Annotated in this window: 28 protein-coding genes; 12 read left to right on the top strand and 16 right to left on the bottom strand. The window is 72.2% G+C overall.

Annotated elements, in window-relative coordinates:
• Nucleotides 1–18: 18 nt before the first annotated feature.
• On the top strand, nucleotides 19–381 hold the full coding sequence (locus tag HHX35_RS37825; RefSeq protein ID WP_182903402.1) for a hypothetical protein: 363 nt from the start codon (nucleotides 19–21) through the stop codon (nucleotides 379–381).
• 63 nt (nucleotides 382–444) lie between these two features.
• Entirely contained in the window at nucleotides 445–879 is a 435-nt protein-coding gene (locus HHX35_RS37820) for a CBS domain-containing protein (RefSeq protein ID WP_139578729.1), read from the top strand.
• Between the two features lie 88 nt (nucleotides 880–967).
• Here HHX35_RS37820 and HHX35_RS37815 read toward each other — a convergent pair whose 3' ends face one another.
• Nucleotides 968–2,035 carry a hypothetical protein gene (locus HHX35_RS37815; protein WP_182903401.1) on the bottom strand — a complete coding sequence of 356 codons (1,068 nt, stop codon included), beginning with the start codon at nucleotides 2,033–2,035 and terminating at the stop codon, nucleotides 968–970.
• Between the two features lie 93 nt (nucleotides 2,036–2,128).
• Entirely contained in the window at nucleotides 2,129–3,238 is a 1,110-nt protein-coding gene (locus HHX35_RS37810) for an epoxide hydrolase family protein (RefSeq protein ID WP_182903400.1), read from the bottom strand.
• Between the two features lie 62 nt (nucleotides 3,239–3,300).
• On the opposite strand from HHX35_RS37810, the gene HHX35_RS37805 reads away from it, so the two are divergent.
• On the top strand, nucleotides 3,301–4,275 hold the full coding sequence (locus tag HHX35_RS37805; RefSeq protein ID WP_182903399.1) for a YafY family protein: 975 nt from the start codon (nucleotides 3,301–3,303) through the stop codon (nucleotides 4,273–4,275).
• Here HHX35_RS37805 and HHX35_RS37800 read toward each other — a convergent pair.
• Genes HHX35_RS37800 through HHX35_RS37785 form a run of 4 tightly spaced genes read right to left on the bottom strand, consistent with a single transcriptional unit; the run spans nucleotide 4,267 to nucleotide 8,198 of the window.
• Nucleotides 4,267–5,019: an SDR family NAD(P)-dependent oxidoreductase gene (locus HHX35_RS37800; protein WP_182903398.1), complete on the bottom strand. Its 753-nt coding sequence runs from the start codon at nucleotides 5,017–5,019 to the stop codon at nucleotides 4,267–4,269. The two genes, HHX35_RS37805 and HHX35_RS37800, sit on opposite strands and share 9 nt — an antisense overlap.
• Nucleotides 5,020–6,363 carry an MFS transporter gene (locus HHX35_RS37795; protein ID WP_259405769.1) on the bottom strand — a complete coding sequence of 448 codons (1,344 nt, stop codon included), beginning with the start codon at nucleotides 6,361–6,363 and terminating at the stop codon, nucleotides 5,020–5,022.
• A gap of 43 nt (nucleotides 6,364–6,406) precedes the next feature.
• Nucleotides 6,407–6,988, bottom strand: a complete 582-nt coding sequence (locus tag HHX35_RS37790) for a TetR/AcrR family transcriptional regulator (RefSeq protein ID WP_182903396.1) — start codon at nucleotides 6,986–6,988, stop codon at nucleotides 6,407–6,409.
• A 37-nt stretch (nucleotides 6,989–7,025) separates the two neighbouring features.
• Nucleotides 7,026–8,198 carry an FAD-dependent monooxygenase gene (locus HHX35_RS37785; RefSeq protein ID WP_182903395.1) on the bottom strand — a complete coding sequence of 391 codons (1,173 nt, stop codon included), beginning with the start codon at nucleotides 8,196–8,198 and terminating at the stop codon, nucleotides 7,026–7,028.
• A gap of 55 nt (nucleotides 8,199–8,253) precedes the next feature.
• Here HHX35_RS37785 and HHX35_RS37780 point away from each other — a divergent pair, with 55 nt between their 5' ends.
• Nucleotides 8,254–8,823: a PadR family transcriptional regulator gene (locus HHX35_RS37780; RefSeq protein WP_240809312.1), complete on the top strand. Its 570-nt coding sequence runs from the start codon at nucleotides 8,254–8,256 to the stop codon at nucleotides 8,821–8,823.
• Nucleotides 8,824–8,873: 50 nt separating this feature from the next.
• The gene (locus HHX35_RS37775) at nucleotides 8,874–9,842 is read left to right on the top strand and encodes an aldo/keto reductase (RefSeq protein ID WP_139578715.1); all 969 of its coding nucleotides are present in this window, start codon (nucleotides 8,874–8,876) and stop codon (nucleotides 9,840–9,842) included.
• 100 nt (nucleotides 9,843–9,942) lie between these two features.
• On the opposite strand, the gene thpR is transcribed toward HHX35_RS37775, so the two are convergent.
• From thpR to HHX35_RS37750, 5 genes are all read right to left on the bottom strand, one after another.
• On the bottom strand, nucleotides 9,943–10,512 hold the full coding sequence (gene thpR, locus HHX35_RS37770) for an RNA 2',3'-cyclic phosphodiesterase (RefSeq protein ID WP_182903394.1): 570 nt from the start codon (nucleotides 10,510–10,512) through the stop codon (nucleotides 9,943–9,945).
• Entirely contained in the window at nucleotides 10,475–11,728 is a 1,254-nt protein-coding gene (locus tag HHX35_RS37765; protein WP_139578713.1) for an MFS transporter, read from the bottom strand. Before HHX35_RS37765 ends, thpR begins: the two co-directional genes overlap by 38 nt.
• Nucleotides 11,729–11,733: 5 nt before the next feature.
• Nucleotides 11,734–12,177 carry a MarR family winged helix-turn-helix transcriptional regulator gene (locus HHX35_RS37760; protein ID WP_139578712.1) on the bottom strand — a complete coding sequence of 148 codons (444 nt, stop codon included), beginning with the start codon at nucleotides 12,175–12,177 and terminating at the stop codon, nucleotides 11,734–11,736.
• Nucleotides 12,178–12,346: 169 nt separating this feature from the next.
• Nucleotides 12,347–12,772, bottom strand: coding sequence for a VOC family protein (locus HHX35_RS37755; protein WP_182903393.1), 426 nt, complete (start codon nucleotides 12,770–12,772; stop codon nucleotides 12,347–12,349).
• 10 nt (nucleotides 12,773–12,782) lie between these two features.
• Entirely contained in the window at nucleotides 12,783–13,265 is a 483-nt protein-coding gene (locus tag HHX35_RS37750; RefSeq protein ID WP_310739573.1) for a helix-turn-helix transcriptional regulator, read from the bottom strand.
• A gap of 98 nt (nucleotides 13,266–13,363) precedes the next feature.
• Between HHX35_RS37750 and HHX35_RS37745 the strand changes: the two genes are divergently transcribed.
• On the top strand, nucleotides 13,364–13,927 hold the full coding sequence (locus HHX35_RS37745) for a TetR/AcrR family transcriptional regulator (RefSeq protein ID WP_182903392.1): 564 nt from the start codon (nucleotides 13,364–13,366) through the stop codon (nucleotides 13,925–13,927).
• Nucleotides 13,928–13,962: 35 nt separating this feature from the next.
• Nucleotides 13,963–14,433: a hypothetical protein gene (locus tag HHX35_RS37740; protein WP_182903391.1), complete on the top strand. Its 471-nt coding sequence runs from the start codon at nucleotides 13,963–13,965 to the stop codon at nucleotides 14,431–14,433.
• 103 nt (nucleotides 14,434–14,536) lie between these two features.
• Here the strand turns inward: HHX35_RS37740 and HHX35_RS37735 are convergent, their stop codons facing one another.
• On the bottom strand, nucleotides 14,537–16,000 hold the full coding sequence (locus tag HHX35_RS37735; RefSeq protein ID WP_259405768.1) for an NCS2 family permease: 1,464 nt from the start codon (nucleotides 15,998–16,000) through the stop codon (nucleotides 14,537–14,539).
• A 136-nt stretch (nucleotides 16,001–16,136) separates the two neighbouring features.
• On the opposite strand from HHX35_RS37735, the gene HHX35_RS37730 reads away from it, so the two are divergent.
• Nucleotides 16,137–16,400 carry a DUF2530 domain-containing protein gene (locus HHX35_RS37730; RefSeq protein ID WP_182903389.1) on the top strand — a complete coding sequence of 88 codons (264 nt, stop codon included), beginning with the start codon at nucleotides 16,137–16,139 and terminating at the stop codon, nucleotides 16,398–16,400.
• Nucleotides 16,401–16,563: 163 nt separating this feature from the next.
• On the opposite strand, the gene HHX35_RS37725 is transcribed toward HHX35_RS37730, so the two are convergent.
• Entirely contained in the window at nucleotides 16,564–16,965 is a 402-nt protein-coding gene (locus HHX35_RS37725) for a nuclear transport factor 2 family protein (protein WP_259405767.1), read from the bottom strand.
• A gap of 89 nt (nucleotides 16,966–17,054) precedes the next feature.
• On the opposite strand from HHX35_RS37725, the gene HHX35_RS37720 reads away from it, so the two are divergent.
• The gene (locus HHX35_RS37720; RefSeq protein ID WP_182903388.1) at nucleotides 17,055–17,858 is read left to right on the top strand and encodes a helix-turn-helix transcriptional regulator; all 804 of its coding nucleotides are present in this window, start codon (nucleotides 17,055–17,057) and stop codon (nucleotides 17,856–17,858) included.
• Here the strand turns inward: HHX35_RS37720 and HHX35_RS37715 are convergent.
• Both HHX35_RS37715 and HHX35_RS37710 read right to left on the bottom strand, forming a co-directional pair.
• Nucleotides 17,855–20,788: a sacsin N-terminal ATP-binding-like domain-containing protein gene (locus HHX35_RS37715; protein ID WP_182903387.1), complete on the bottom strand. Its 2,934-nt coding sequence runs from the start codon at nucleotides 20,786–20,788 to the stop codon at nucleotides 17,855–17,857. The two genes, HHX35_RS37720 and HHX35_RS37715, sit on opposite strands and share 4 nt — an antisense overlap.
• Nucleotides 20,789–20,790: 2 nt before the next feature.
• The gene (locus HHX35_RS37710) at nucleotides 20,791–21,588 is read right to left on the bottom strand and encodes a DUF3027 domain-containing protein (protein WP_182903386.1); all 798 of its coding nucleotides are present in this window, start codon (nucleotides 21,586–21,588) and stop codon (nucleotides 20,791–20,793) included.
• 107 nt (nucleotides 21,589–21,695) lie between these two features.
• On the opposite strand from HHX35_RS37710, the gene HHX35_RS37705 reads away from it, so the two are divergent.
• Nucleotides 21,696–22,955 (top strand): MFS transporter, encoded by a 1,260-nt coding sequence (locus HHX35_RS37705; RefSeq protein ID WP_310739572.1) that lies wholly within the window; start codon nucleotides 21,696–21,698, stop codon nucleotides 22,953–22,955.
• Nucleotides 22,956–23,020: 65 nt separating this feature from the next.
• Here the strand turns inward: HHX35_RS37705 and HHX35_RS37700 are convergent, their stop codons facing one another.
• Nucleotides 23,021–23,419, bottom strand: coding sequence for a cold-shock protein (locus tag HHX35_RS37700; RefSeq protein WP_139578704.1), 399 nt, complete (start codon nucleotides 23,417–23,419; stop codon nucleotides 23,021–23,023).
• Between the two features lie 207 nt (nucleotides 23,420–23,626).
• Here HHX35_RS37700 and HHX35_RS37695 point away from each other — a divergent pair, with 207 nt between their 5' ends.
• Together HHX35_RS37695 and HHX35_RS37690 are read left to right on the top strand one after the other, a co-directional pair.
• Nucleotides 23,627–26,014: a helicase-associated domain-containing protein gene (locus HHX35_RS37695; protein WP_182903384.1), complete on the top strand. Its 2,388-nt coding sequence runs from the start codon at nucleotides 23,627–23,629 to the stop codon at nucleotides 26,012–26,014.
• Nucleotides 26,015–26,061: 47 nt separating this feature from the next.
• Entirely contained in the window at nucleotides 26,062–26,631 is a 570-nt protein-coding gene (locus HHX35_RS37690; protein WP_182903383.1) for a hypothetical protein, read from the top strand.
• Nucleotides 26,632–26,669 lie beyond the last annotated feature (38 nt).

Here is a 26,669-nt window from a genome sequence, read left to right as displayed (position 1 = left end):
GTTCGTTACGATGGCGGCGTGTACGTGCCACCCGGCTGGCCACGGGAGGTGCGCCCTCCTGGCAGCCCCGACTGGGAGGTCTCGGCCGTGTCGTGGCTGCTCGACGCGGTGCCCCCGGACTACCGCGCGTACGGCGTGCTGCGCCGTCACCCGCTCGCGCTCGCCCGGATGGCCCGCCAGCAGGTGGCGGCCTCGATCCAGGCGGCCAGGGAGGGGTACCGGGGAGCGGCGGTGGACCTGAAGGAGCACCTGCCCCCGCACGCGATCGAGGCGGTCCTGGAGGCCTACCGGCAGGAGGGCCCCCGGCTCGTACGGCTGGCCGAGTCGGTCGCGCTCGTGGAACGCGCCCTGCGCGGCGAGCACTTCCTACCTCGCCTGTGACCACGCTCTTATCTCCGGACAAATGGGGCATAACAGCCTAAAAGAGGGAATCGGGGGTTAGCCATGACCACAGAGGGAGTGAACAAGACCGCCGGCCAGGTCATGCACGAGGGCGCGGAATGCGTCGGCGAGCACGAGAGCCTGCGCAGGGCCGCGGAGATGATGCGGGACATGAGCGTCGGCGCCCTTCCCATCTGCGGGGACGACGATCGGCTCAAGGGCATCATCACCGATCGCGACATCGTGATCAAGTGCGTCGCCGAGGGCAAGGACCTCGACCAGACCACGGCGAGCGAACTGGCCCGCGGGCTGGTCTGGGTGGACGCCAAGGCCAACGTCGAGGAAGCCCTGGCGAAGATGGAGGAGCACCAGATCAAGCGCATGCCGGTGATCGACAACCACCGGATCGTCGGGATGATCACCGAGGCCGACCTGGCCAAGGAACTGCCCGACAGCAAGCTCGCGGAGTTCGTCCACCGCGTCTACGCGCGGGGCTGACTCTCGCGGTGATCTCCGGGCCGGGTGTCGCCGGGAACGGCGGCCCGGCCCTCCATCCGTCCACCTCCCCGAGGTCGCCGGAGGGCCTTCAACGACCCGCGCGGTAGGCGATGAACGCGATGATCCCGATCGCCCCGAGAGCGACCGTCACCCATAACAGCGGCATCGGCACGCCGAACACTTCGCCGCCTGCGGTCGCCCCGCTCGTCGCCTTGACCGCCCTCGGCCGGGCGGAGGCCCGCGCCGGACTGGGCGAAGGAGCCGGCCGGGCGGCGGCGGGCAGCGGCACCCGGTAGACCGGGCTGTCCTTCCCCTCGCTCCCGGTGAGCAGGGCCGTGCCGTCCCGCGTGTACGCGATCGACTCGGCCTGGTCGAGCGGCGGCATCGCGACGTGCGCGATCGGTTTGCCCGGCGAGCGGTAGACGGACGCCGAGAAGTACGTGCGGACGACGAAGCTCGACCCGTCGGGGGCGTACGCCGCATCGGTGGCCATGAGGGGCGCGGAGCCCACCCGGCGCAGGACGTTCACCTTGTCGGCGCGCAGCTTCGCGGGGGCGGCGTAGACGCCCCCGGAGAACTCCTTGCTGACGATGTACAGCCGGCCCGTGCGGGGATCGACCATCACGCCCTCGGCGTTGCGGGGACCGTCGGCGTAGCGGAAGCGATACCGCACGGCCCGCAGCGTCGCGTCCTCCATCGTCCTGGGCTCGACGACCTTGTAGACGGACACGTCCGGCCAGGCGCCGTCCATGTTGTCCCCGATGTCGGCGATCCAGAGCACGCCGCGCCCGGTCGCGCGATCGGTGGAGGCCGCGATGCCCTCCCAGTCCCTGGCCTCGGCGTCGCCGATCGTGAAGGTCGCCCGCGTGCGGCCGTCCGGGCCGATCGCGTAGATCTGCGGTCCGTGGCCGCTGTCGTTGTGCGTGTAGACGATGCCCTTGTGGGTGGGCGAGACGGCGAGGCCGCTCGACTCGCCGACGCGCTCGTCCCGGATCCGGAACAGCAGCCGCTCCCCGTCGTCCGCCCGCGCCGTCGCGGTCGCCGCAGTCGAAGTCGCCGTCACCGTCGCCGGAAGCACCGCGCCCGCGACCGCGAGGAGCGCCAGGACGGCCCGCGGAATCCTGCTCGTCCGCGTTCGCCCCGTTGCGCTCCCCATGCGGTCATCATTCCCGATGCCCGCCCCGCGTGCGGCGGGTGACATGCCCTGGTCGTCCCGGAATCGGTCAGGAGCGGGTCTGCGGGCGGCCTGTCACCGCAGGGCCGCGTAGAAGTCGCGCAGGTCGGCGGCGAGCACGTCCGGCCGCAGGTGGGCGGCGTAGTGGCCGCCCGCGTCATAGGACCGCCAGTGGACGATGTTCTTGTGGTCGCGCTCGGCGAAGGTGCGCATCGACACGAAGTCGCCCTCGAACATCGCCAGGCCGAGCGGGACCGTCGTCGGCTCCTTGGGATGCTCGGCGTGGGCGTCCTCGTAGTAGAACCGCGTGGCCGACGTGGCGGTACCGGTCGCCCAGTAGAGCATCGTGTTGGTCAGGATGAAGTCGTCGTCGACGTCCTCACCGAACAACTGGGCGTTCCAGCCCAGCAGCCCGGCCGGCGAGTCGAAGATCCCGTACGACAACGTCTGCGGCTGCTGCGAGTGGACCATGTTGAACGACATCTTGTTCTCGTAGAACCACTGCAGCACCTCCAGTCCCTTCCGCTCCTCGTCGGTGAGGTTCGCCATCTCCGCCGGGTCGCCGGAGGGGAACGAGTAGATCTGCGTGACGTGGACGCCGACGACGTGCTCGGGGTCCACCCGGCCCACCTCGGGCGAGACGAACGAGCCGCCGTCGTTGCCCACCGCGCCATACCGGTCGTAGCCGAGCCTGCGCATCAGCTCCGCCCACGCCCGGGCCGTACGGAACCGGTTCCAGCCCCGCTCCCTCGTCGGGCCGGAGAAGCCGAAGCCGGGCAGCGACGGGATCACCAGGTGGAACGCCCGCGCCGGATCCTCGGGGTTCGTCAGCGGTTCGATGACCTTGAGGTACTCCACGATCGAGCCCGGCCAGCCGTGGGTGAGGATCAGCGGAAGGGCGTCCTCGTGCGGCGACCGCACGTGCAGGAAGTGGATGTCCTGCCCGTCGATCTCGGTGACGAACTGCGGATACCGGTTGATCTCGGCCTCGTGGGCACGCCAGTCATAACCGTCCCGCCAGTATTCGGCCAGCCGCTTCACGTACGCGACAGGCATGCCGTACTCCCACCCGGCGTCGGGGATCTCGTCGGGCCAGCGGGTCCGGCCGAGCCGGTCCTTCAGGTCGTCGAGGTCGGCCTGCGGGACGTCGACACGGAAAGGCCTGATCTGCGTGTTCTCGCTCATATCACCGACATTACGGACCCTTCAGGACAGGTTCTGTCCTGAAGTGCCGCCAGACTGGGAACATGCTGGAAACCTCGGCGCGGCTGCTGCGCCTGCTGTCGTTGCTCCAGGCCAGACGCGACTGGCCCGGCGTGATCCTGGCCGAACGGCTCGGCGTGAGCGAGCGGACGGTACGCCGCGACGTCGACCGGCTGCGCGATCTCGGCTATCCGGTGGAGTCCTCCCGCGGCACGGACGGCGGCTACCGGCTGGTCGCCGGGACGGCGATGCCACCCCTGCTCCTCGACGACGAGGAGGCGGTGGCCGTGGCGATCGGGCTGCGGGCCGCCGCCGGCGTGGCGGGCGTCGAGGAGGCGGCCGAGCGCGGCGCCGCCAAGCTCGAACAGGTGCTGCCGTCACGCCTGCGCCGCCGCGTCGGCGCCCTGCAGGCCTACACCGAACCGGTGCCGCCCGACCGGCCGGGTCCGGCGGTCGACCCCGCCGTGCTGAGCGTGCTGGCCGCGGCGTGCCGCGACCGCGAACGGCTGCGGTTCGACTACCGCGGCCACGACGGCTCCTCCGGCGTCCGGGTGGCCGAGCCCTGTCGGCTCGTGTCCTGGGGCCGCCGGTGGTACCTCGTGGCCTGGGACGTCGACCGCGACGACTGGCGCACGTTCCGGGTGGACCGGATCGCGCCGCGCACTCCCACCGGCCCGCGCTTCCCGCCCCGCGACCCGCCGGAGGGCGGCGCCGCGGCCTACGTCGCCCGCGGCGTGTCGTCGGCGGCCTGGCGGCACCACGCCCGGGTGCTCGTCCACGCCCCCGCCGAGGTGGTCGCCGCACGAATCAACCCCGCCGTCGGCGTCGTGGAGGACGTCGACGGCCATACCTGCGTGCTCGCGACCGGCGCCGACACCGTGAACTCGCTCGCCGTCCACCTCGGCCTGCTCGACCTCGACTTCGAGGTCACCGGCCCGCCGGAACTGGTCGACCACCTACGTGCCCTCACCGCCCGCTACGCCCGCGCGACCGCCACCCCGGCAGAGGGGTCAGGCTGAGGCGCCGCCGTCGAGCACCAGGTCGAGCCCCACCGCGAAGCCGGCGTCGTCCGAGGCGAGCCAGAGCACGGTGCCGGTGATCTCCTCGAGGGCGCCGACGCGGCCGATCGGCAGCGCTTCCCGCACCCGGGCGGCCCGGTCGTCCTCGGTCTCGCCGGGGCGCAGGGACATCGTCGTGTCCAGCGCACCCGGGCTGACCGCGTTGATCCTCACACCCGCCCTGATGTTCTCCAGCGCGGCCGTGCGGGTCAGGGCGCTCACGGCGGCCTTGGACGCGGCGTAGGCGCCCACCCCGGGCATCCGAATGTGAGCCCCGATGTTCGAGGCGATGTTCACGATCACGCCGGATCCCTGGGCGCGCATCGCGGCGATCTCGTGCTTCAGGGCGAGGAAGACGCCCGTCGTGTTCACCTGGAGGACACGCGCCCAGTCCTCCTCCCGCATGTCCGCGACGGTCCCTCCCGCGAAGATCCCGGCGTTGTTGACCGCGACGTCGAGGCGGCCGAACCGGGTGACGATCTCCCTGACGAGCCCGGCCACGGCGGCCGAGTCGGTCACGTCGACCGTGAGCGCGGCGGCTCGGCCTCCCTCGGCCTCGATCACCTTGGCGGTCTCCTCCAGCGGCTCCCGCCTCCGTCCGGCCGCCACCACGGTGGCGCCCTCCCGGGCGAACCCGCGGGCGACCGCCCGGCCGACGCCGGAACCCGCCCCGGTGACCAGCACGACCTTGTCCGCGAACCTCATCTATCGCTCCTTTGTCCGGGCGAACGCGACGGCGACCGTCGCCGCCGCGAGAAGGAAGGCCGGGGCCATGGCGGTGAGGGCGAATCCGTAGCCCTCGGTCATGGCCCGGGCGCCGCCGGCGGGCACGTCGCCCGCGCGGGCGGCGGCGAGCGCCACGAGCACGGCGAGGCCCACCGTCGGCCCCGCCTCCATGGCGGTGTTGACCAGTCCCCCGGCCGCCCCGGCGTCCTCGGCGCGTACGCCGTCGAGGGCCGCCACCGTGGCGCCGGAGAAGGCCAGCCCCGAGGCGACCGGGAAGACCAGCAGCCCGGCGAGCACGCTTCCCCCGGACGCGACACGGCCGAGCAGCAGCATCGACACCGCCGCGAGCAGCAACCCGGCAACCAGCACGCGCCGCACGCCGAGGCGGCGCAGCAGGCGGCCGCTCACCGGGCCCATCACGACGACCAGGAGGAAGGGCAGGAAAGCCAGGCTGGTGGAGATCGGCGACAGCCCGCGCACCTGCTGCATATAGAGACTGAGCAGGAACGTGGTCGTCGCACTGGCGGCCGCGGTGACGAAGACGACGAGCAGGGCGGCGCCCCTGCGGCGGTGCGTCACGAGCCGGAGCGGCAGCAGCGGGTGCGGCGTCCTCGCCTGAAGGACGACGAACCCGGCCGTCAGCAGCAGGCCGATGGCGGCGGCGGCCGTCGCGCCCTCCAGCAGGCCGTAGGCGAACGCGACCAGCCCGGCCGTGGCGAGCAGCGCGCCGGGCACGTCGAGGCGGGCCGCCGTACGAGGCGCGGGCGGCAGCAGGAGGACCCCGGCGGCCACGGCCGCGACGCCGACGGCGGCGGGCAGGAGGAACGACCAGCGCCACGAGGCCGCGGCGGCGACGAGACCGGACAGCAGGCTGCCGGTGACGGCCCCGGTGACCGACAGGGTGCCCCACACCGCCAGAGCGCGCTCGCGCTCCCGGACGTCCGGGCGGAGCCGCGTCACGAGTGAAACGGCCGCGGGGGCGGCCATCGCGGCGCCCACTCCCTGCGCGAAGCGCGCGGCGAGCAGGACGGCGTGGTCCGGAGCCAGCCCGCCCGCCGCCGACGCCAGCGCGAGCAGGGCCATCCCGGCGAGGAACACCTCCCGGGCGCCCCACCGGTCGGCGAGCCTGCCTCCGAGGAGCAGCAGCCCCCCGAAGGCCAGCCCGTACGCCGAGGTCAGCAGCGCCAGGTCCCCCTGACCGAGGCCGAACTCCCGCTGGACGGCCGGCAGCGGCACGGTGAGAAGAGTGATCGCCGCGACGAGCGTGGCCTGCGCCCCGCCGAGCACGGCGAACGCCGCCACATTTCTGGATCGATCGGTCAAGAATGAGGGCATGAAAAAGCGCACTTCTCTTCCCATGGAGAGATCAGCGGAGCATCGCGAGGGCCTGTGCGGCGGCGTCGCGGAGGCGGGCGGGGTCGCCGTGCCCCTTCCCCATCACCCGCAGCCCCTGCAGGAAGACGAGCACGAAGCGCGCCAGCGCCCGGGGGTCGGACTCGGCCGAGATCTCCCCTTGAGCGCGGGCGCGGATGAGAGCCGAGGTCAGCGCCGTCTCCAGGCCCGTCCAGCTGGCCTCGACGAGCCGGGCGACCGGCTCGTCGTCCGGGAGGAGTTCGGTCGCCGCGTTCACGATCATGCAGCCCCGCCGGTCGCGGTCGCGGATCGAGTCCTCGGTGTAGCGCTCGACCAGGGTCCGTACGGCCGGCAGGGCGGGGCCGGGCTGCGACAGCAGCTCGACGGGGTTCGGGTCGCACATCTGCGCGTAACGCGCCAGCGCCTTCACGTAGAGGTCGTGCTTGCCGCCGTAGGTGGCATAGAGGCTGGCGCGGCCGATGCCGAGGTGCTCGACTAGGTCGGCCATCGACGTGGCCTCGTAGCCGCGCCGCCAGAACAGATCCAGGGCCCGCTCCAGCACGACGTCGGGGTCGAACTCCTTGGTCCTCGCCATGCCCTCGACCTTAGACCAATCAGGAACGATCGGTCAATTAAGCCGCCACGCGGTCGTCCCAGCTGATCCGGTAGTCGTGCATCCAGGCCAGCGCGTTCCGCTTCTCCACCTGCCGCATGATCACGGGAAGGATCAGGTCGCGGACGAAGGCCCCGCCGGCGCCCGGCGCCTTGCCGTCACCGTTGCGCTTGCCCTGCGCGACGACACGCTCGACCCGCTCGCGCCGCAGCCGCTCGAACGCGGCGAACGCGCCCGCGGTGTCCGGCACGTCGCGCAGGCACTTGCCGAGCGTGACGGCGTCCTCGATCGCCATCGACGCGCCCTGTCCGGATGACGGCGAGGTGGCATGGGCCGCGTCTCCGACAAGCACCATGCGCCCGTTGAACCACTTCGGCACGGTCGGGAAGTCGTAGGTGTTCCAGGCCGGCAGGATGTGCGGGGTCGCGGCGACGATCTCCCGCATCGGCCCGGCGTCACCCTCGAACAGGTCCATGAGCCTGGCCCGCCACTGCTCGGGAGTGATCGCCGCGAGCTCCTCGGCAGCCATCTCCCGGCGGCTCGGCGGGTTGGCGAACCACCACACCCGCCCCTCCGGGTGGATCATGTAGCCGAAGAAGCACCGCCTGCCGAAGATGAAGTAGCAGACCCCCGGCCTGCCCGGCACCCGTACTCCCTCGGCAAAGCCGCCGGTGTTCAGCAGCCCGACGTACCGGGCGCGGGGGGCGCCGGGGTCGATGAGGGCACGGGTGCGCGAGCGCAGCCCGTCGGCGCCCACCAGCAGGTCGCCCTCGGCCTCGCCGCCGTCCGCGAAGACCGCCCGCACCCCGCCGGAGGTGGCCGAGGCGTCGGCGAGCCGCTTGCCGTAGTGGATCCGCACGCCCCGCCGTACGGCCTCGTCGCGCAGCGTCTGGTAGAGGTCGGCGCGCCTGAGCGTGCGGCTCGGCTGGCTCGTGGTCGCCAGCAGCCTGCCGCGCGCGTTGTGCATCTCCATGACCGGCGTGTCCATGCCGAGGTCGCAGACGAGGTCGTGCAGGTCGAGCAGGCGCAGGGCCTCCAGCCCGTTGACCGCGAGCGTGAGGAAGGCGCCGACGCCCTCGGCGCCCCGGTCGTAGGCCTCGAAGACCTCGCTGTCGATTCCGGCGCGCTGCAGCGCCATGGCCGTGACGGGACCCGCGATCCCGCCGCCGATGATCAGAGCTCTCTTGGACATGTAATGACTATACATATTATGACTATCAAGCGGCAAGACCCCTATGATGGGCGCCATGTCGACACGGCGCTCTCCCCTGGCCACGGCCGTGCTCGCCCTGGTCTGCGAGTCGCCGATGCACGCGTACCGGATGCAGCAGCTGATCAAGGAGCGGCACCAGGACGACGTGGTCAACGTCGCGCAGCGCAACAGCGTCTACCAGACGATCGAGCGCCTGCTCCGCGACGGGCTGCTGGCGGTCCGCGAGACCACCCGTGAGGAGAACCGGCCGGAGCGGACGGTCTACGAGGCCACCGAGACGGGCCGGGAGACGCTCAAGCAGTGGATGCGGACCATGCTGTCCACCCCGGCCAGGGAGTTCCCCGAGTTCCCCGCCGCGCTCGCCTTCCTGCCCGTGCTGACGCCGGAGGAGGCGCTGGCGGCGCTGCGGCAGCGGATCGCGGCGCTGGAGGCACGGCTGTCCGCGCTCGACGCCGAGATGGCCGACAGCCTGAGCTTCGTGCCCCGCCTCTTCCTCGTGGAGTCCGAGTATCAGCGGGCCCAGGTCGCCACGGAGCTGGAGTTCGCGCGCGGCCTCGCGGACGACCTGAGCGAGGGCCGCCTCACCTGGGACTTCCAGATCTGACGCGTGCCGGGCTCGCCTGGAGTCCACTCCAGGTACCTAGGGTGGAGGGCATGGAATACGGACACCTTGGCCGCACCGGCCTGCTGGTCAGCAAGCTCTGCCTGGGGACAATGAATTTCGGTCCGCAGACCACGGAAGAGGACTCCTTCGCGATCATGGATCGCGCCCACGAGCTCGGGATCAACTTCTTCGACACCGCCAACGTGTACGGCTGGGTGAAGGGCGAGGGGATCACCGAGAACATCATCGGCCGCTGGTTCGCCAAGGGCGGCGGCCGTCGTGAGCGTACGGTCATCGCCACCAAGCTGTACGGCTCGATGGGCGACTGGCCGAACGAGGAGAAGCTGTCCGCGCTGAACATCCGGCGGGCGGCGGAGGCTTCGCTGCGCCGGATGCAGACCGACTACATCGACGTCTACCAGGCCCACCACATCGACCGGGACACCCCGTTCGATGAGTTCTGGGAGGCCATGGACATCCTCAAGCAGCAGGGCAAGATCCTGTACGTCGGTTCGTCGAACTTCGCCGGCTGGCACATCGCCAAGGCCCAGGAGTCGGCCCGCCGCCGGAACACCCTCGGCCTGGTCAGCGAGCAGTCCCACTACAACCTGATCGTCCGCGCGCCCGAGCTGGAGGTCATCCCGGCCTGTGAGGACTACGGCCTCGGGCTGATCCCGTGGAGCCCGCTGGCGGGCGGCCTGCTCGGCGGCATCCTGCGGAAGATCGACAAGGGCCGCTCGGCGGCCGACCACATCGTCGCCCAGCTGGACAAGCACCGCGACAAGATCGAGCAGTACGAGGCGTTCTGCGACGAGCTCGGCGAGGACCCGGCCAACGTCGGCCTGGCGTGGCTGCTGCACCAGCGGGCGGTCACCGCGCCGATCATCGGCCCCCGCACGGTCGAGCAGCTCGACGGCACGATCCGGGCGCTGGAGATCGAACTGGACGACAAGGCGCTCGCCCGGCTCGACGAGATCTTCCCCGGCTTCAAGACCGCCCCGGAGGAGTACGCCTGGTGATCAGGCGTTGTTGAGCAACGCGCCGACGATCACGATGAGCACGAGCAGCGCGAGCACCGTGGGCAGCAGCCAGCGACGAGGACGATCCACGTCATGGAGCCTAGTCGCGGACTGCCAATGGGTACGCCTCGACCTGCTCGTACCGCACGCTCGCCCCGATGTGGCTGCGTACGAGGTGCACCGACGACACCTCCCAGCGCCGCCCGCCGAAGGCGCTCAGGGCGCCGACCAGGGGTCGCAGGTCGTCGCCGTGGCGTGACCGGGTCCTGGAGCGGGCCAGGGTGAGGTGGGGATGGAACCGCTTGCGGTCCGTCTCCGCCGCCCCGGCCCGCCGGGCGCCGGCCGCCACCGACCCGGCGAGCCTCGTCAGGGCCGGTCCGGCCTCCAGGCCGATCCAGAAGATGCGTCCCCGGGAGGCGGAGGGGAAGGCCCCGGCGCCGCCGAACGAGACCGTCTCGGGGGAATACCGGGCGGCCGCGCGGGCCAGCCGTACGCGTAGCTCGGGCAGCACCTCGTCGGGCACCTCGCCGAGGAAGGCCACGGTCACGTGCCACAGCGCGGGATCGACCCAGCGCAGCTCCGTCCACTCGGCACGTACGGGCTCGACCGCCGTGGCGATCTCCGCCAGCGCCTCAGGCGGCGGCAGCAGCGCCACGAACAATCTGCTCACGTGCCGATTCTTCCCTGACCGCCACGCGTGCCGCGACCATCCGGGTCACCAGCACCGCCAGGCAGACGCCGCACATGCTCAGCACGCCGGCGGCCACGACCGAGACCCGGGGACCGGCCAGTTCGGCGAGCCAGCCCACCAGCGGCGCCCCGATCGGCGCTCCCCCGGTGAAGACCAGAACGTAGATGCCCATGACCCGGCCGCGCATCTCGGGCGAGGCGCCGAGCTGCACCATCGTGTTCGCGGTCGTGTTGACGGTGATCATCGCCATGCCCGCGGGGACGAGCATCAGCAGGAACGCCGCGTACGCGGGCGCGAGCCCGGCGACGACCTGGAACAGCCCGAAGCACAGCGCCCCGGCGATCAGGAACCTGCGGCTCGGCTTGACCCGCCGCGCGGCCAGCAGCGCCCCGCCGAACGCCCCGACGGCGAACGCGCTGGACGCCACGCCGAAGGAGGACGCGCCCGCGCCGAACGCCTGCTTGGCCATCAGCGCGATGCTGGTCGAGAAGCTCTGGGCGAAGATCGCCATGAACGCCACGAGCAGCAGCGGCAGCAGCAGGTCGGGCCGGCCGCCGACGTAGCGCAGGCCCTCCCGCAACTGCCCCTTGCCTCGCGGCACGGGCTCCGGCGAGCGCAGCTCGGACACCCGCATGAGCGCGATCCCGGTGATCACGGCGGCGAACGACGCGGCGTTCAGCACGAAGATCGGGCCGGTGCCCATCCAGGAGATCAGCAGGCCGGCCACCGCCGGGCCGACGACCCGGGCGAGGTTGAAGGTCGAGCTGTTCAGCGCGATGGCGTTCGGCAGGTCACGCCGGCCCACCATCTCGACCACGAACGACTGCCGTGTGGGCACCTCGACACAGGACACCAGGCCGAGCGTGAACGCCATGGCGTACACGTGCCAGACCTGGGCCGTCCCCGTGAGGACCAGCACGCCCATGGTGAGCGCCAGCAGTCCCATGAGCGTCTGGGCCGCCATGAGGATCCGGCGCTTGGGGTAGCGGTCCGCGATCACCCCGCCGAACATCCCGAACAGCATCGTCGGCAGGAACTGCAGCGCCACGGTGACGCCGAGCGCCGAGCCGCGGCCGTGCGCGAGGTCGAGGACCAGCCAGTCCTGGGCGGTGCGCTGCATCCAGGTGCCGACGTTGGAGATCACGCCGCCGGAGGCGAACAGGCGGTAGTTGTAGTTCCGCAGCGAGCGGAACATGCCGCCTACATCGTGGACAGCTTCTCCAGGATCGGCGCCGCCGCTCGCAGCGTCGCCCTCTCCTCCGGCGTCAGGTCCTTGAGCCGCTGCGCCAGCCAGGCTTCCTTGGTCCGGCGCTCCTCCTTGAGCAGCGCCGCCCCCTGCGGCGTCACGCTGACCGTCACCTGCCGGCGATCGGTCGGATGAGGTTTGCGTTCCAGCAGACCCCGGGCCTCCAGCTTGGCGATCACGCGGGTCATCGAGGGCGGCTGCACCTTCTCGTGCTCCGCGAGCTCGCCGGGGGTCATTGCGGTGTGGCGCTCGACGGCGACGAGCGTCGCGAGCTGTGTGGGCGTCAGTGAGTGGTGCGCGGCCTGCTTGCGCATCCGTCGCGTCAGCCGGGCGAGGGACACGCGCAAGGCGGACGCGAGAGCGGCGTCGCTGCGCAAGTTCTGGGCGTTCGTTAGCATGACTCATTACCTTTGCTAACTATATGGCGCATGTCCGCATTCCTCCAAACCGTCCAGCTCTGCACGGGATCGCGACACACCGTACCGGCGCGATCCCGGCCATGGACGATCCCATGAACGATCAAGGCCCGGCCCCCGCGTGGGGGCCGGGCCTCGTACGTGCGTCGCGTCAGGCGAAGTCCTCCGGCGTGAACTCCTTCGGCTCGACCAGGACGAGCCAGTTGCCCTGGTTGTCGCGGATGACCGCCTCCACCCCGTACGGCCGTTCCGAGGGCTCCTGCAGGATCGTCACGCCCTTGGCCGCGAGCTCCTGGCAGGTCTTGCGGCAGTCGTCCACGCGCAGTCCCAGGCCGCCCGCCTGGCCCTTGTCGAGCTGCCTGCGGTAGAAGTCGGCGCCCTCGTCGTCGAGCGGCGGTCCCGGCTTCATCAGCGTGATCTCGAGTTCCGGGTGGTCCGGGTGGTTGATGGTGACCCAGCGGAACCCGTCCATCTGGATGTCGGTATTGGAGACGAAGCCGAGGACGTCCACGTAGAAGTCGCGGGCCTCGTCCTGGTCGCTGCAGTAGAGCGTGATCAAGGAGACGTTCCGAATCATGCGGCAGACGCTACTGCGACCCCTCTGACCTGGGCTTCTCCAAAATTGCCCAATCGTCGTCCCGCTTCGGCGCGCCCCCGAGGTGAAGCACTCCGTTCATGAACAGGTAGCAGCCGGGGACGCGGGGGCCGCCGCGCGCCGCCCACCGGTCTCGGTATTCGCTCGGGCTCTCCCCCACCATCCGGCGGAACTTGGCCGAGAACGAGCCCAGGCTGCTGAAGCCCACGGTCATGCAGACCTCGGTCACGGTCAGGTTGGCGAAACGCAGCAGGTCCTGGGCGCGCTCCAGCCGCCGCCGGGTGAGGTAGCGCATCGGCGTCTCGCCGTACGCCGCCTCGAAGCAGCGGACGAAGTAGAACTTGGAGACCCCGGCGACGGCCGCGAGCCGGTCGAGATCGAGCTCGCTCTGGTAGTCGCGGTCCATGCGGTCCCTGGCCAGGCGCAGCCGCGGCAGCAGCTCCACCGGCACCGTCCGCTGTCCCCTCACGGCCACGTCACGACCCTAGCCCGCCCCACCGACAGATTTCCGCACTTGCCGGGGCGTTCTAACGGTGTTAGGTTGCCATTCTAACGACGTTAGAATGGAGCCGAATGAGCCCGGCCTCACGCATCGACACCGAGGCGATCGTCCGCGCCGCCTTCGACATCCTGGATCGGGAGGGCTTCGCCGCGCTCTCGATGCGCACGCTGGCCGCGCACCTTGAGGTGAAGGCGGCGTCGCTCTACTACCACGTGCCGAACAAGGCGGCCCTGCTCCAGCGGGTCGCGGACCGCGTCGCGCGTCAGGTCGTCGCGTCGTTCGTTCCCGGCCGGCCCTGGCGGGAACTGCTTCACGGCATGGCGCGCGATCTGCGCGAGGCCCTGCGGGCCCACCCCGGGGCGGCGGCCGTCGTCGCCGTGCGGAACGCGTCGCCGGAGGTGTTCGAGAACGCCGTTCCCCTCGTCCTGTCGGCCATGCACGAAGGGCTGCGGCTCACCGACGACGAGGCGCTGCACCTGGTTCAGGCGCTGTACGTCCTGGTGACCGGTCTCGCCCTGGCCGAGTTCGGCGAGACACCGGAGCCGCCGGCCGCACCCGCCGTTTATTACGACGCCTGGTTCGACATCGCCGTCTCGACGTTCCTGGATGGAATCCAGGCGCGGCACGGGGCGTGATCCCCCCGATCCCCGCTCAGGAAGGACTTCCGGCCGTGTTTCTCGCCGCGCTGCTCCTGGTCGTCGCCGCCGACGCCTACTTCGTCCTCACCACGCTCGCCGACCTCTTCCCGTTCAACAACGTGCGGGAGGCGAAGAGGTCGGAGAAGCTGACCGAGGTGGCCGTGAACGGGCCGATCCTGGCGCTCCCCGCCCTGCTGCTCGTCTGGGCGTCCGCGGCAGGACTGCCCGTCCTCGCCTACGCCGGGGCGGCCGTCGAACTGCTCGCGGTCCTCGGCGGCCTGGCCCTGTGGTGGCTGCCGTACCTGGCCGGGGTGACCGTGCCGTGGGCGACGGCGGGCACGGGCGAGACCTGGGCCGCGCTGCACGCGCGCACCTACGCGAAGACCGTCATCGTGCTCCCCCGCCGGGGCGACCGTCCACGGCCCAATCTGGAGCACATGATCCTGCACACGCTCATGCTCACGGCCGCCGCCTGCACGTTCGCCGCCGCCACGGCCCTGTGACGTACGCCGGGCCGCCGGGACACGCGGCGTAGCCGAGGAACAACACGGCCGGCGCGCGAGAGGCCGCCGCGGCGTCGCCACGGCGGCCTCCGTACGGCGCGGATCAGCTCAGGCCGAGCAGGCTCTTGAGGGGCTCCAGCGCGAAGTACACGACGAACAGCGCGCCCACCAGCCACATCAGGGGGTGGAGATCGCGCGCCTTGCCGCGGAACGCCTTGATGGCGATGTAGCTCACGAAGCCCGCGCCGATCCCGGCGGTGATCGAGTACGTGAACGGCATGAGCACGATGGTCAGGAACGCGGGGATCGCGGTCTCGAAGTCGCTGAAGTCGATCTCCTTGACCTGGGTCATCATGAGGAAGCCGACGACCACGAGGGCCGGGGTCGCCGCCTCGAACGGCACGATCTCCGTCAGCGGGGCGAAGAACATGGCCAGCAGGAACAGCACGCCGGTGACGATGCTCGCCAGACCGGTACGCGCGCCCTCGCCGACACCGGCCGCCGACTCGATGTAGGTGGTGTTGGACGAGACGCTGGCCGCGCCGCCGGCCGCCGCCGCGAGCGAGTCGACGAGCAGGATCTCCTTGGTGCGCTCGACGGTCCCGTCCTCCTGGACCAGGTTCGCCTGCCGGCCCACGCCGACGATCGTGCCCATCGTGTCGAAGAAGTCGGCGAGCATGAGGGTGAAGACGAACATCACGGCCGCCAGGCCGCCGATCTTGGCGAAGCTGCCGAACAGGCTGAACTGGCCGAGCAGCGACAGGTCGGGCAGCTCGATGAAGTTCTTCGGCCACGCGGGCACATTGAGCGACCACCCGTTGGGGTTGCTCCCGTCGGGGGTCTGCGGCCCGATCTTGCCGATCGCCTCGACGATCATGGCGAGCACGGTGGTGCCGACGATTCCGAGCAGGATGGCGCCCTTGACCCTGCGGGCCACGAGGAAGGCCGTCACGAGCAGGCCGACGACGAAGACGAGCGTGGGCCACCCGGTCAGCGAGCCGTTGCCGAGCGCGCCCAGCTTGACCGGGACCGTGGTGCCGCTCGCGTCGGGCATGCGCCGGACGAACCCGGCGTCGACGAACCCGATCAACGCGATGAACAGGCCGATGCCGACGCTGATCGCGGTTTTGAGCTGGGCCGGGATCGCGTGGAACACCGCCACCCGGAAGCCCGTCACCACGAGGATCGCGATGACGATGCCCTCCAGCACCACCAGGCCCATCGCGTCTTCCCAGGACATCTGGCTGGCGATGCCGAAGGCGAGGAAGGCGTTCAGGCCGAGGCCGGTGGCCAGGGCGAACGGCACCCGGCCGAAGACGCCCATGATGATCGTGAGGATGCCGGCGGCGAACGCGGTGGCCGCGGCGACCAGCGCGATGTTGGGGTTCGCCCCGTCGCCGAGGAACTGGCCCGTCTTGTCGGCGACGGTGCCGATGATGAGCGGGTTGAGCACCACGATGTAGGCCATCGTGAAGAAGGTGGCGAAGCCGCCGCGGACCTCCTGTCCGACGGAGGAACCACGGGCTGAGATGGAGAAGTATCGATCGAGAAAATTAGGGGTGTTCATGGGGTTCGCATTCACGCGCGCAGAGTCGCAGGCCCTTACCATCCGCGGAAAGAGCCAGGGGAGCAGCGTTGTCCTTTCGTGACTGGTTTGTCATGAAGATACCGGCTCGCTGCCGCGACCTTCTAAGCTGGCTGCCGTGAGCGAGCGCCGGCCGGACCCCATGCCTCTCAGGACGAGGGACACCCTCACGATCCTGGCCGGGACGGCCCTGTGGGTGATCGCCCTGGCCGTCGTGCTGCTGGTGGTCAGACCGGCCGACCCGCGGCCGGTCTGGGTCTGCGTCGCCGGGATCGGGCTCGGCCTGTTCGGGGTCCTGTACATCCGCCGCCGCGACGCCCGGCTGCGCGAGTCCGTCCCCGCCGCCGCCGAAGCCGACGAGTCAGAACCCCGCCGCTCCTGAGGGGCGGAACGCGCTTCGGTCGAGCCCGCCCTCCCTCGCCGTGACGATCGCCTCGCCCGGGTCGTGACCCCGGGCTCGGCGACGATGCCGCTCACGCGGTCGCATACGCTCTCCACCGACAGATGCGGCGCTTGGCCAGGCGAGAGCCGTGGTCGTGACCCGGTCAGCGATCAGCGGGTTCCCACCACGTCAAGTGGGCGGTCGCCTCGGCCACCGGCTCGATGATCTCCCACGCCTCGGCGATCAGCCCGTCGTCGAGCCGCCAGATGTCGACGACCGCGATCTCCGGCCCGGCAGCGGGCAGCCGGCGCCGCGAGTGCATCACGACGTGATCACCGTCGGCCAGCACGTGCCGGATCTCCACCTGCATGCCGGCGAGCGGGACGAGCGCGGCGCGGACGGCGGCGAGCCAATCCGCCTTGGTCCTCGTCGCGTCCGGCCGGTGGTGGACGAAGTCGTCGCTCAGCGACGACGCGAGCGCGTCGACGTCACCGGTCGCGATCAGCGCCTCCAGCGCCTGTCGCACGATGCTCGTGTTGTCTGTGGTCATGTCCTTGGTCGGCATGGCCAGCAGTGTTTCCGCCGTTGGCGTGGATTGTCGATGAAGTGGCATTTCATCGGCGTACGGCCCGCCCAGGAGTAGCATCGGCGGCCATGCACACAGTCGGGGAACTGTTGCGGCGGTGGCGACATCACCGGCGGCTCAGCCAGCTGGATCTCGCGATCGCCGCCGACGTGTCGGCTCGCCACGTCAGCCTGGTGGAAACCGGCAAGTCCCACCCGAGCGCCGACATGATCCTGCGGCTCGCCGAACAGCTCGACGTGCCGCTGCGCGAGCGCAACCGGCTGTTGCTCGCCGCCGGCTTCGCACCCCGCTACGCCGAGCGGCCGCTCGGCGGGGACGCGCTGTCGGCTGCCCGGAGTGCGGTCGGGAGGGTCCTCCGGGCGCACGAGCCGTACCCCGCGCTGGTCGTCGACCGCCGGTGGAACATCGTGATGACCAACAGCGCCCTCGACCCGTTCCTCGCACACGTCGCGCCCGATCTGCTGCGGCCGCCGATCAACATGGTGCGGCTCGGGCTGGACCCGCGCGGGCTCGCCCCGCACATCGTCAACCTGGCCGAGGTGCGTGCGCTGCTCCGTATCCGGATCGGGCGTCAGCTCGTCGTCGCTCCCAGCGCCGAGCTGACCGCGCTCTACGAGGAGCTGCTGGCACCCGGTGCGGGCCGCGAGGACGCGCGGCACCCGGTCGAGGCCGAGATCGCCGTTCCGATGATCTTCCGCTTCGGCGGACGGGAACTGCGGCTGTTCTCGACCACCACCACGTTCGGCACCCCGATGGACGTCACCCTGGACGAGGTCGCGATCGAGTCGTACTACCCCGCCGACGCGGAGAGCGCCGCGTACTTCACCACGCCCGGCCACGCCTCCTTCGACGTCCCCGGGCACCCCGCCTAGATCGAGGCCGTGGGATCGAGGTCGGCCTCGGCGAGCAGCAGGGGGACCCGGGCGGGGTCGCGCAGGAGCGCCGCCACGGCGAGGCGGTCGCCCCACTGGCCGGCCGCCCAGGCGAGGCCCCTGGCCAGGCCGTCGACGCCGGTCGCGTGCACCACGCCCTCGAAGAACCGCCACGGCACCGGCCTGCCGTCCACCAGCAGCTCGTCGTGCTCGACGTACGTCACGGGAGCGCCGGGCAGCAGCGAGCGCACCTCGGGCGGCACGGGCTTCTCGGCGCCGGCCGAGGTGACCGCGCCGGTGACCACCTCACCGGCGAGCGACAGGTCGAGCACCTCCGACAGCGCCTCGGCGAGGTCGAACGGCGCGAGCACGAGCGGCCGGTCCTCGACCAGGGCGAGCAGGTCGGGCGCCTCAACCACGACCGGGCCGTCCTCGACGTCCGCGACCGTGACCGTGCCCTTCAGCACGGCACGTACGGCCTCCGGCGGGCTCACCCGGGCGGGATCGACGGCCGCCAGCGCGATCCACAGGGATCGCAGCTGGGCCCGGTCGACCTCCAGCGACGAGTCGGCCAGCAGGTCGAGCAGCTCTTCCGGGCCGCCGTGCGAGTCGAGCAGTTCGGCGAGGGTGGACCGGACGCCGATCATCTTCAGCGCGTCCTCGTCGATCCCCGCCGGCGCCTCGCCGTACAGGCCGAACAGCAGCGGGTCGCCCGTCGGGAGCCGCAGCTCCGTCGGCTTACGCTCGCCGAGCACCGGGTGCCGCGACAGCCACCAGGCCGTGTACGACGGCACCTCGACGGTCTCCCCCGCCACGAGCACCCGCATGGGCCGCAGAGCGGCGCGCAGCGGGGGCCGCGACAGCAGCGCGAGCGCGCTCGGCCAGTCGGCGACGTACTCCAGGTCGCGTACGGCGGTGAACTCCCTGACCACCGGCGGCACGTCGAGGTCGGGGAGCAGGTCGAGCACGGCCTCCAGCCACTCGTCCTCGAGGTCGAGGTCGTGGTCGCACTCGGCGGGGTCGAGCAGCACGTCGGAATCGTTGGCCACGGCGAAGCCGTCGAGCACCCCGGCCGCCGCCAGCACGTGCGGGCCGAACTTCTCCACCAGGTCGGGGGCGGCGACGCCGAACGGCACCTCGGGGTCGATGAGCCCGGCCAGGGAGCCCTCGGCCAGCAGCAACTCGCCCGCCGCGTACAGCTCGCCGTCGGCGCCGCGCAGCGCCAGGTCGGCCAGCCACGGGGCCTCCCCCGCGGTCAGGCCCGCCGCGTCGACCAGGGCCAGCACGGCCTGGGCCACCGGCTCGGGATCGGCGCTGTTCAGCGACTCGGACACGGCCGCGTGGGTGAGCGGGTCCTCCAGCACCGTACGCGGGGTCGCCTCGGCCGCGCCCAGCCGCAGCAGCAGCGGGTGGACGGCGTCCGGGTGGACGATCCGCAGCCCGAGCGGCGCGAGCAGGGCGGGGTCGAAAGTGCCTGACTCCTGCGACAGCACGAGCGTGCCGCGCGGGCCGCGCACCAGGCGGCCGTCGGCCAGCGGCACGGCGACGGCGCCGATCGCCTCCAGGTCGTCGGCGGGCAGCACCTCGTACAGCGACCGCCACCACGCCGGGTCCTTGTCCTCCACCGCCTCGCCGGACAGCATGTCCACGACGTCGGCCAGGTCGACCCGGCGTACGCCGAGCGTGGTCAGGGCCGGATGCCGCGAGGCCCAGCCCGCCGGCAGCAGCCCGGGGACGATGCCGGCGATCTTCGCCAGGAACCCGGCCGTCCCGTCGACCGCCCGTGCCTGGTTTCCCGGCACCACGCCCTCGGAGATCGTCGGCAGCAGCGGCGTTTCCGGCAGCGCCTTGACGATCTCCCGCCTGATCGCCGCGTCGAGCGCGCCCTTGCCCATCAGGCCGGGCACGAGGTCGAGCAGGTCCGGGGTCGCCGGGAGCTCCCCCAGCAGCCGTACGTACGCCTCGGCGGCCCTGGCGACCAGGAAGTCGGTGAGCGGCCCGGGGGCGACGTGCCGCCGGTCGGTGGTCATCGGGAACGACGCGATCAGCAGGGCGGGCAGGTCGAGCGGCTCGTCGCTCGGCGTCGGCGCGTGCACCACCCTGGGGACGTCAGCGCGGCGGTCGCCGGGGACGGCCCAGCGGACCTCCCAGTAGGGCCGGGCCCGCTCCTCGGTCGGCCGGTCGGCGAACAGCTCGGCCACCTGCTCGGGGCCGAACGTGCCCGACTCGGCGACCACGTGCCAGCCCTCGGCCGAGATCGTACGGGTCCGCCCGTCCACCTCGATCTCGACGCTCTCCAGCGCCGGCATCGACAGCGGCAGCGCGGGCCCCGCCTCCTCCAGCATCCGCCGTACGGCCTGCTCGGCGGCCTGGTCCCGCAGCGGAAGCCGGACGAGCGTGTCGTAACCCTCGGGTACGTCGAGGGAGTCGTCGGAGAACGGCAGCCGCAGCAGCGGGACGTGCCCCTCTCGGCCCTGCAGCTCGGCCGCGAGCTCCGGCTGGGCGGCGACCAGCGCGGCGGTCTCCTCCCGGGACCAGCGCACTCCTCCGGTGGCGCGGGAGGAGACCGAGGGGGTGTCGGTGACCGACACCACGGCGGCGAAGCCGACGCCGAACCGGCCGGCCGCTCCCACCTCGTCCTTCTTGCCCGAGACACGCAGGGTGCACAGGCCCTCCACGCCGCTCTGGTCGAGCGGCGCCCCCACGTTGGCGGCCAGCAGCACGCCGTCGGCGAGCGTCAGCCGCAGGCGGCCCGGCACGCCGGCCCGCAGCGCGGCGTCGGCGGCGTTCTGGGCGAGCTCCACGACCAGCCGGTCGCGGTAGCCGCCGAGGGCGAAGTCCTCCTCGGCGTTGGCGTCCTCACGGAAGCGGGCAGGCGAGGCCGTCCAGGCCGCGAGAACGGTGTCACGCAGGCGCGCGGTATCGAACATGATCAGGCGTGACCCAGGGGTTCGGAGCCGGCCTCGTCCACGGAGCCCGACTCGATGATGTCGTATCCCATGTCGTCCAGGATCGGGGGCGCCGGGTCCATGACCATCGAGGGCACGGTGGTCGCCTCGGAGTGCGCCCCGCAGCCGTGGTCGGCGGACACCACGCGGCCGTCGTCCGGCGCGTACTCGTTGGCGCAGACGCCGAAGCCGAGGCCCAGCGCTCCGGCGAGCGGCCAGTAGAAGCCGCAGGTGGAGCATTGCGCGGGGGCGGCGTGCGCGATCGGGGTGTGCGGTCCTGCCTCACCGGCGGCCCAGCGCCGCGCGGCGAGGTCGCGGCCGAGCACCGACAGGACGCGGGCGCGTCCCAGGCCCAGCTCGAAGATCGCCTGCTTGTCGATGTCCTCGTCGGCGGAGGCGAACCCGGGCACGAGCCGGTCGTCGTCGGCCTCGGCCGGCAGCAGGTCGCCCACGCCGAGGTCACCCGGGCGCAGCCGCTCGTTCCACGGCACCCAGGCGGGAGCGAGCAGCGCGCCCGAGCCGGGCAGCAGCACGGTCTCGCTCACGGTGACGAGGCGGGCGCGGGAGGCCCGGGTGACGGTGACCGCCCAGCGCCAGCCGCGGTAGGCGCGGTCGAGGCACTCGAAGTAATGGGTGACGACCCGGTCGCCCTCGTTGTCGAAGCCCAGGTGCTCTCCCACCTCCCCGGGGCGCGCGATGTTCTCCGCGGCCCGGCGGGCGAGGTCGACCGCCGCCGCACAGGCCTGGTCGACTGGAGTGCTACGGATTCGGGTACGACTCACACTCCATTTTCACCCACGCCGCGAGCGGACCGCACCGGCTCGATGGGCAAATCTTGGAAGGACCCTCGGTGCCTATGGTGAAGATTTGGGCGAAAGTTACGCGTGTTGTGAGAGCGCCGGCGCGGGCGACGCGCCGGCTCACGCACGCCCAGGGAGCGGGCCGCACCGGCCTCGGCCACCTCATCGAGCTGACGGCCGCCCATTCCGCCGGGGACGCGCTGGTCACCGTGGCCCTCGCCGGGGCGCTGCTGTTCGGGCTGCCGGTCGGCCAGGCCCGCGGTCAGGTCGCGGCCTACCTGCTGATCACCATGCTGCCGTTCGCGGTGGTGGCGCCATTCGTCGGGCCGGTGCTCGACCGGCTCCGCTCGGGCCGCCGCTACATCATGGCCGGCACCCTGCTCGCGCGGGGCCTGCTGTGCTGGGGGATGGCCGGCGCCGTCCACACCTCCGACGCGGTCACGCTGTTCCCTTCGGCGCTCGCCGTGCTGGTCCTGTCGAAGGCCTACAACGTGTCCCGGGCGGCGATCATGCCGAGCGTGCTGCCCGCCGACATCCCGCTGGTGACGGCCAACGCCAGGGTCGCGTTGTTCGCGCTGGTGTCGGCCGGCGTGGGTGCCGGCGTGGCCGCCGGCCTGTCGGCCGCCGCCGGGGCCGACTGGGTGCTGCGCGGCGCCGTGCCGCTGTTCCTGCTGTCCGGGGTGTTCGCCGTACGGCTGCCGCGGCACGTGGACGCGCCCGACCTGGAGGAGACCGAGCCACGCCCCCGATGGCGCACCGTGCTCAACCTGGGCCCTGTGGTCGGCGAGGCCATGGGCGCCAACGCCGCGATCCGGGTGCAGTCGGGCTTCCTCGTGTTCTTCCTGCTGTTCCTCGTCCAGGACGGCCACCTGCGCGGCGTGGACCCGAAGGTCGCGCTGGCGCTGCTGGCCGCCGCCGCGGGCGCGGGCGGCCTGGCCGGGGCCGCCGCCGGCTCCTGGTCCCGCTCCCGGTCGCCGCACCTGACCGTCATGGCCACGCTCGCGCTGGCCACGGTCGCGACCGTCGCGGCGGCGTTCTTCTTCACCCTGTGGACCGCCGCCGCCGTGGCCCTCGTGGGCGCGTTCGCCCAGGGCCTCGGCAAGCTCGCGTTCGACGCCATCGTGCAGCGCGAGATCGGCGAGGAGGTGCGCTCCTCGGCGTTCGGCGTCGCCGAGACACTGCTCCAGATCGCCTGGGTCCTCGGCGGCCTGCTGGGCCTGGTGATGTCGCTGTTCGTGGCCGGCCCCGCCGGGTTCGGCGTGATGTCCGCCGCCCTCGCGCTCTCCTTCGGCCGCCTCGTCATGATCCGCCGCCGCAGGCTCGCCGCCCGCGCCGCCACGGCCACCTGAACTCCCCGGCCCGCCGCCCGGACCCGGCCGGGCGGCGGGGGGGACGTACGGGACCTGCCGGGCGATCAGGCGTCGAGGTCGTCGGCGACGGCGCGCAGCACGGTTGCGATCTTCTTGGCGTGCGCGGCGTCCGGGTGCTTGCCCCGCTGGTAGGAGTTCGAGATGTCGTCGAGCAGCTTGATCAGATCCTCGACGATCACGACCATCTCGTCGGGCTTCTTCCGCTTCGCCTTGCCCTTGGTGGCCTTGGCCAGCGTCGGCGGCTGGTCGATCACCCGCACCGAGAGCGCCTGCTGTCCGCGGCGGCTCTCGGCGACACCGAACTCGACCTTCTGCCCGGGCTTGAGCGCCTCGACTCCCTTGGGCAGGGCGGAGGAATGCACGAAGACCTCACCGCCGTCGTCGCGGGTGAGGAAGCCGAAACCCTTGTCGGCGTCGTACCACTTGACCTTGCCACTCGGCACAGGGGTGACCTCGTTCAGACTGTCGTGAAGGTGATGGATGTAGGTTATGCCCACAGACAGGCCCCGTGGACCCACCCAGAGGCGATTGAAGCGTCCCATGACCAGATTGGTGTGGATCTTCCGTCGCGGCGCCGCGCGAACGCGCGAAACCCCTGCCGTACGGGCGCTCCGGCGGCCGGATGAAGGCCCCGCCCTACCATGGAGAGAATGACGGGCACGGACTTCAGCGAGTGGCTGCGCGGCCGTTCCGACGAGCGGCTGCGGGCGCTCGTGGCGGCGCGGCCCGAACTCGTGACGCCCGTCCCCGCGCACATCGACGGGCTGGCCGCGCGCGCCTGCAGCCCCTCGGCCATCGGCCGGGCGCTCGACCGGCTCGACCGGTTCTCACTCTCCGTGCTGGAGACGCTGGCCCTGCGGCCCGGCCCCGCCGATCGCGGGACGGTGCTGTCCCTGCTCCGCCGCGCCGTTCCCGCCGATCGGGACGACAAGGCCCTCGGGTCCGCCCTCGACACCGCGCTCGACGTGCTGACCACCCGCGCCCTGGTCTACGGGCCCGACGACGCGCTGCTGCCCGCGCCGGGCGTGGCCGACGCGCTCGAACCCCCGGCCGCCCTGGGGCCGCCGGCCGTTGAGGTGTTCCGCCACCACCCGCCGGAACGACTCGACGTGCTCCTGCGGGACATCGACCCGGCGTACGAGGGCGGCGGCCGGACCGGCGGTGAACGGCCGGACGGCGGACGGCCGGCCGGGGAGCGGCTCGCGGCGCTGCTGGCCGACCCCGCGACGGTCGCGCGCCTCGTCGGGGAGGTCTCCCCCCAGGCGCGGGCTGCCCTGGACGAGCTCGTCTGGGGCCCGTCGAGCGGACGGCTGCCGAACGCCCGCCGGGAGGTGGACGCCGCGAGCGCCCAGTCGCCCATCGAGCAACTGCTGGCCCGCGGGCTGCTCGGCGCGACCGGGGAGGAGACCGTCGCGCTCCCCCGTGAGGTCGCCCTCGTGCTGCGCGACGGCCGGGTGCACCGCGACCTGTCCCCCGGCCCGCCCGCTTTGGAGGGGCCCGTACGCGACCAGCACCTGGCCGACCGCACGGCCGCCGGGCAGGCGTTCACGTTCGTGCGCACGGTCGAGGAGCTGTGCGAGGTGTGGAGCGTGGACCCGCCGGGCGTGCTGCGCGCGGGCGGCCTCGCCGTACGGGACCTCAGGCGGACGGCCCAGCTCCTCGACCTGCCGGAGTGGGCGGCGGGGCTGGTGGTCGAGGTCGCCCACGCGGCCGGGCTGGTCGCGGCGGGCGAGGGGGAATGGCTGCCCACGGGCGGCTACGACGGCTGGCGGATCAAGGCCACCGAGGACCGCTGGGCCGTGCTCGCCGGCGCGTGGGCCGCGATGGAACGCGCCCCCGGGCTGATCGGCGAACGGGACGACCGCGATCGGCCGCTGAACGCCCTCCACCCCGACCTGCGCAGGCCGGGAGCCGCACAGACGCGGGCGCGCACGCTCGCCGTGCTGGAGCCGGCCCCGCCCGGCCTCGCGCCGACGCCCGAGTCCGTGCTGGCCCGGCTCGCCTGGGAGCAGCCCCGCCGCCGCCCCGCGCTGCGCGACCGGCTCGTACGCTTCGCGCTCCGCGAGGCGGAGCACATCGGCGTGACCGGGCTCGGCGTGCCGGCCACGCACGGCCGGGCCGTGGCCCGAGGCGACGGCACGGCGGCAGGCCTGCTGGCGCCGCTGCTGCCCGAGCCGGTCGACCACGTGCTGCTGCAGGCCGACCTCACGGCCGTGGCGCCGGGCCCGCTGACCACCGACCTCGGCCGCAGGCTCGCGCTGACGGCGGACGTGGAGAGCAAGGGCGGGGCGACGGTGTACCGCTTCTCCGAGCAGTCGGTCCGCCGGGCGCTCGACGCCGGTCATTCCGCCGACGACCTGCTCGCCGTACTGGAACGACATTCGGCCACCCCGGTCCCGCAGCCGCTGAGGTATCTGGTCACCGATGTCGCCCGCCGTCACGGGCGCATCCGGGTCGGCACGGCGTCGGCGTACATCCGGTGCGACGACCCGGCCCTGCTCGACGAGGTGCTCGCGGACAAGCGGGCCCACCTGCTGCGGCTGCGGCGGCTCGCGCCGACCGTGCTGGCTTCCAAGACGTCCAGGGCCGCGCTGGTCGACTCGCTGCGGGCGATGGGGTACGCGCCGGTGGCCGAGTCGCTGGAGGGCGACGTGGTCGTCGCGCGGGCCGACGCCCGGCGGACCGAGGGACAGCTCGCCGCCCGCGTGACCGCGAGCGCCGCGCCCGACCCGGAGGTGCTCGCCGCGGCCGTGCGGGCGATGCGGGCGGGGGACTCGCGGCGGCGGCCCGTGGAGGCGCCGGAGGGCCAGGTGCCCCGCTCCCCCGCGACCGCCACGATCAGCGCGCTGCAGGAGGCCATCCGGCAGGGGGCGCGGGTGTGGATCGGTTACCTCGACTCGCAGGGACACGCCACCAGCCGGATCCTCGAACCGGCCCGGATGGAGGGCGGCTACCTCACCGCGTACGACGAGACCCGGGCGACGGTCCACCGCTTCGCCTTGCACCGCATCACCGGCATCGCCGAGATCGGCCGATGACATATCCGTGGTAAACCTTGATGCCCCCCGTAGTAAAGGATTTCAGGGTGACGACTCCAGAGCAGCCGGGGCAGGGACCCCAGGATTGGCAGACCCCGTCCAATCCCTATGGACCGCCGTCCGGCTCCAACCCCTACGGACAGCAGCAGCAGCACGGGCCGTACGGCCCGCCGCCGGGGCCCGACCCCAACCAGCAGTACGGGCAATACGGCCAGTACGGGCAGCCGGGGCAGTACGGGCAGCCGGGGCAGTACGGCCAGCCGGGCCAGTACGGGCAGCCTGGCCAGTACGGTCAGCCGGGACCGAATCCGTATCAGCAGCAGTACGGCTACTACCCGCCCGGCGGTTACCCGCCGAGGCAGGAGGGCCCGCGCACGCATGCGATCGTGGCCCTCGTCATCAGCCTCGTGCTGGCCTTGAGCTGCTACATCTCCCTGGGCGGCATCACCGGGGCGATCCTGTCCGGGATCGCGCTGAGCAAGGTGGACACCGCGCCGGACCAGTCCCGCAGGCTGCTGAAGTGGACGTGGATCGCCATCGGCATCAACGTCGTCCTGTTCGTGATCGGGATCGGCGCGGTCATCTGGGCCGGGGTCAACGGCTACCTCGACGACTGATTCCCGCGACTGGGACTGATTCGGCCCGGCCTCGTGTT

Origin of the sequence: Microbispora sp. H10830, from assembly GCF_014161375.1 — a bacterium.
Classification (GTDB): Bacteria; Actinomycetota; Actinomycetes; order Streptosporangiales; family Streptosporangiaceae; genus Microbispora; species Microbispora catharanthi.
This window is presented reverse-complemented; position numbering and strand designations above follow the sequence as displayed.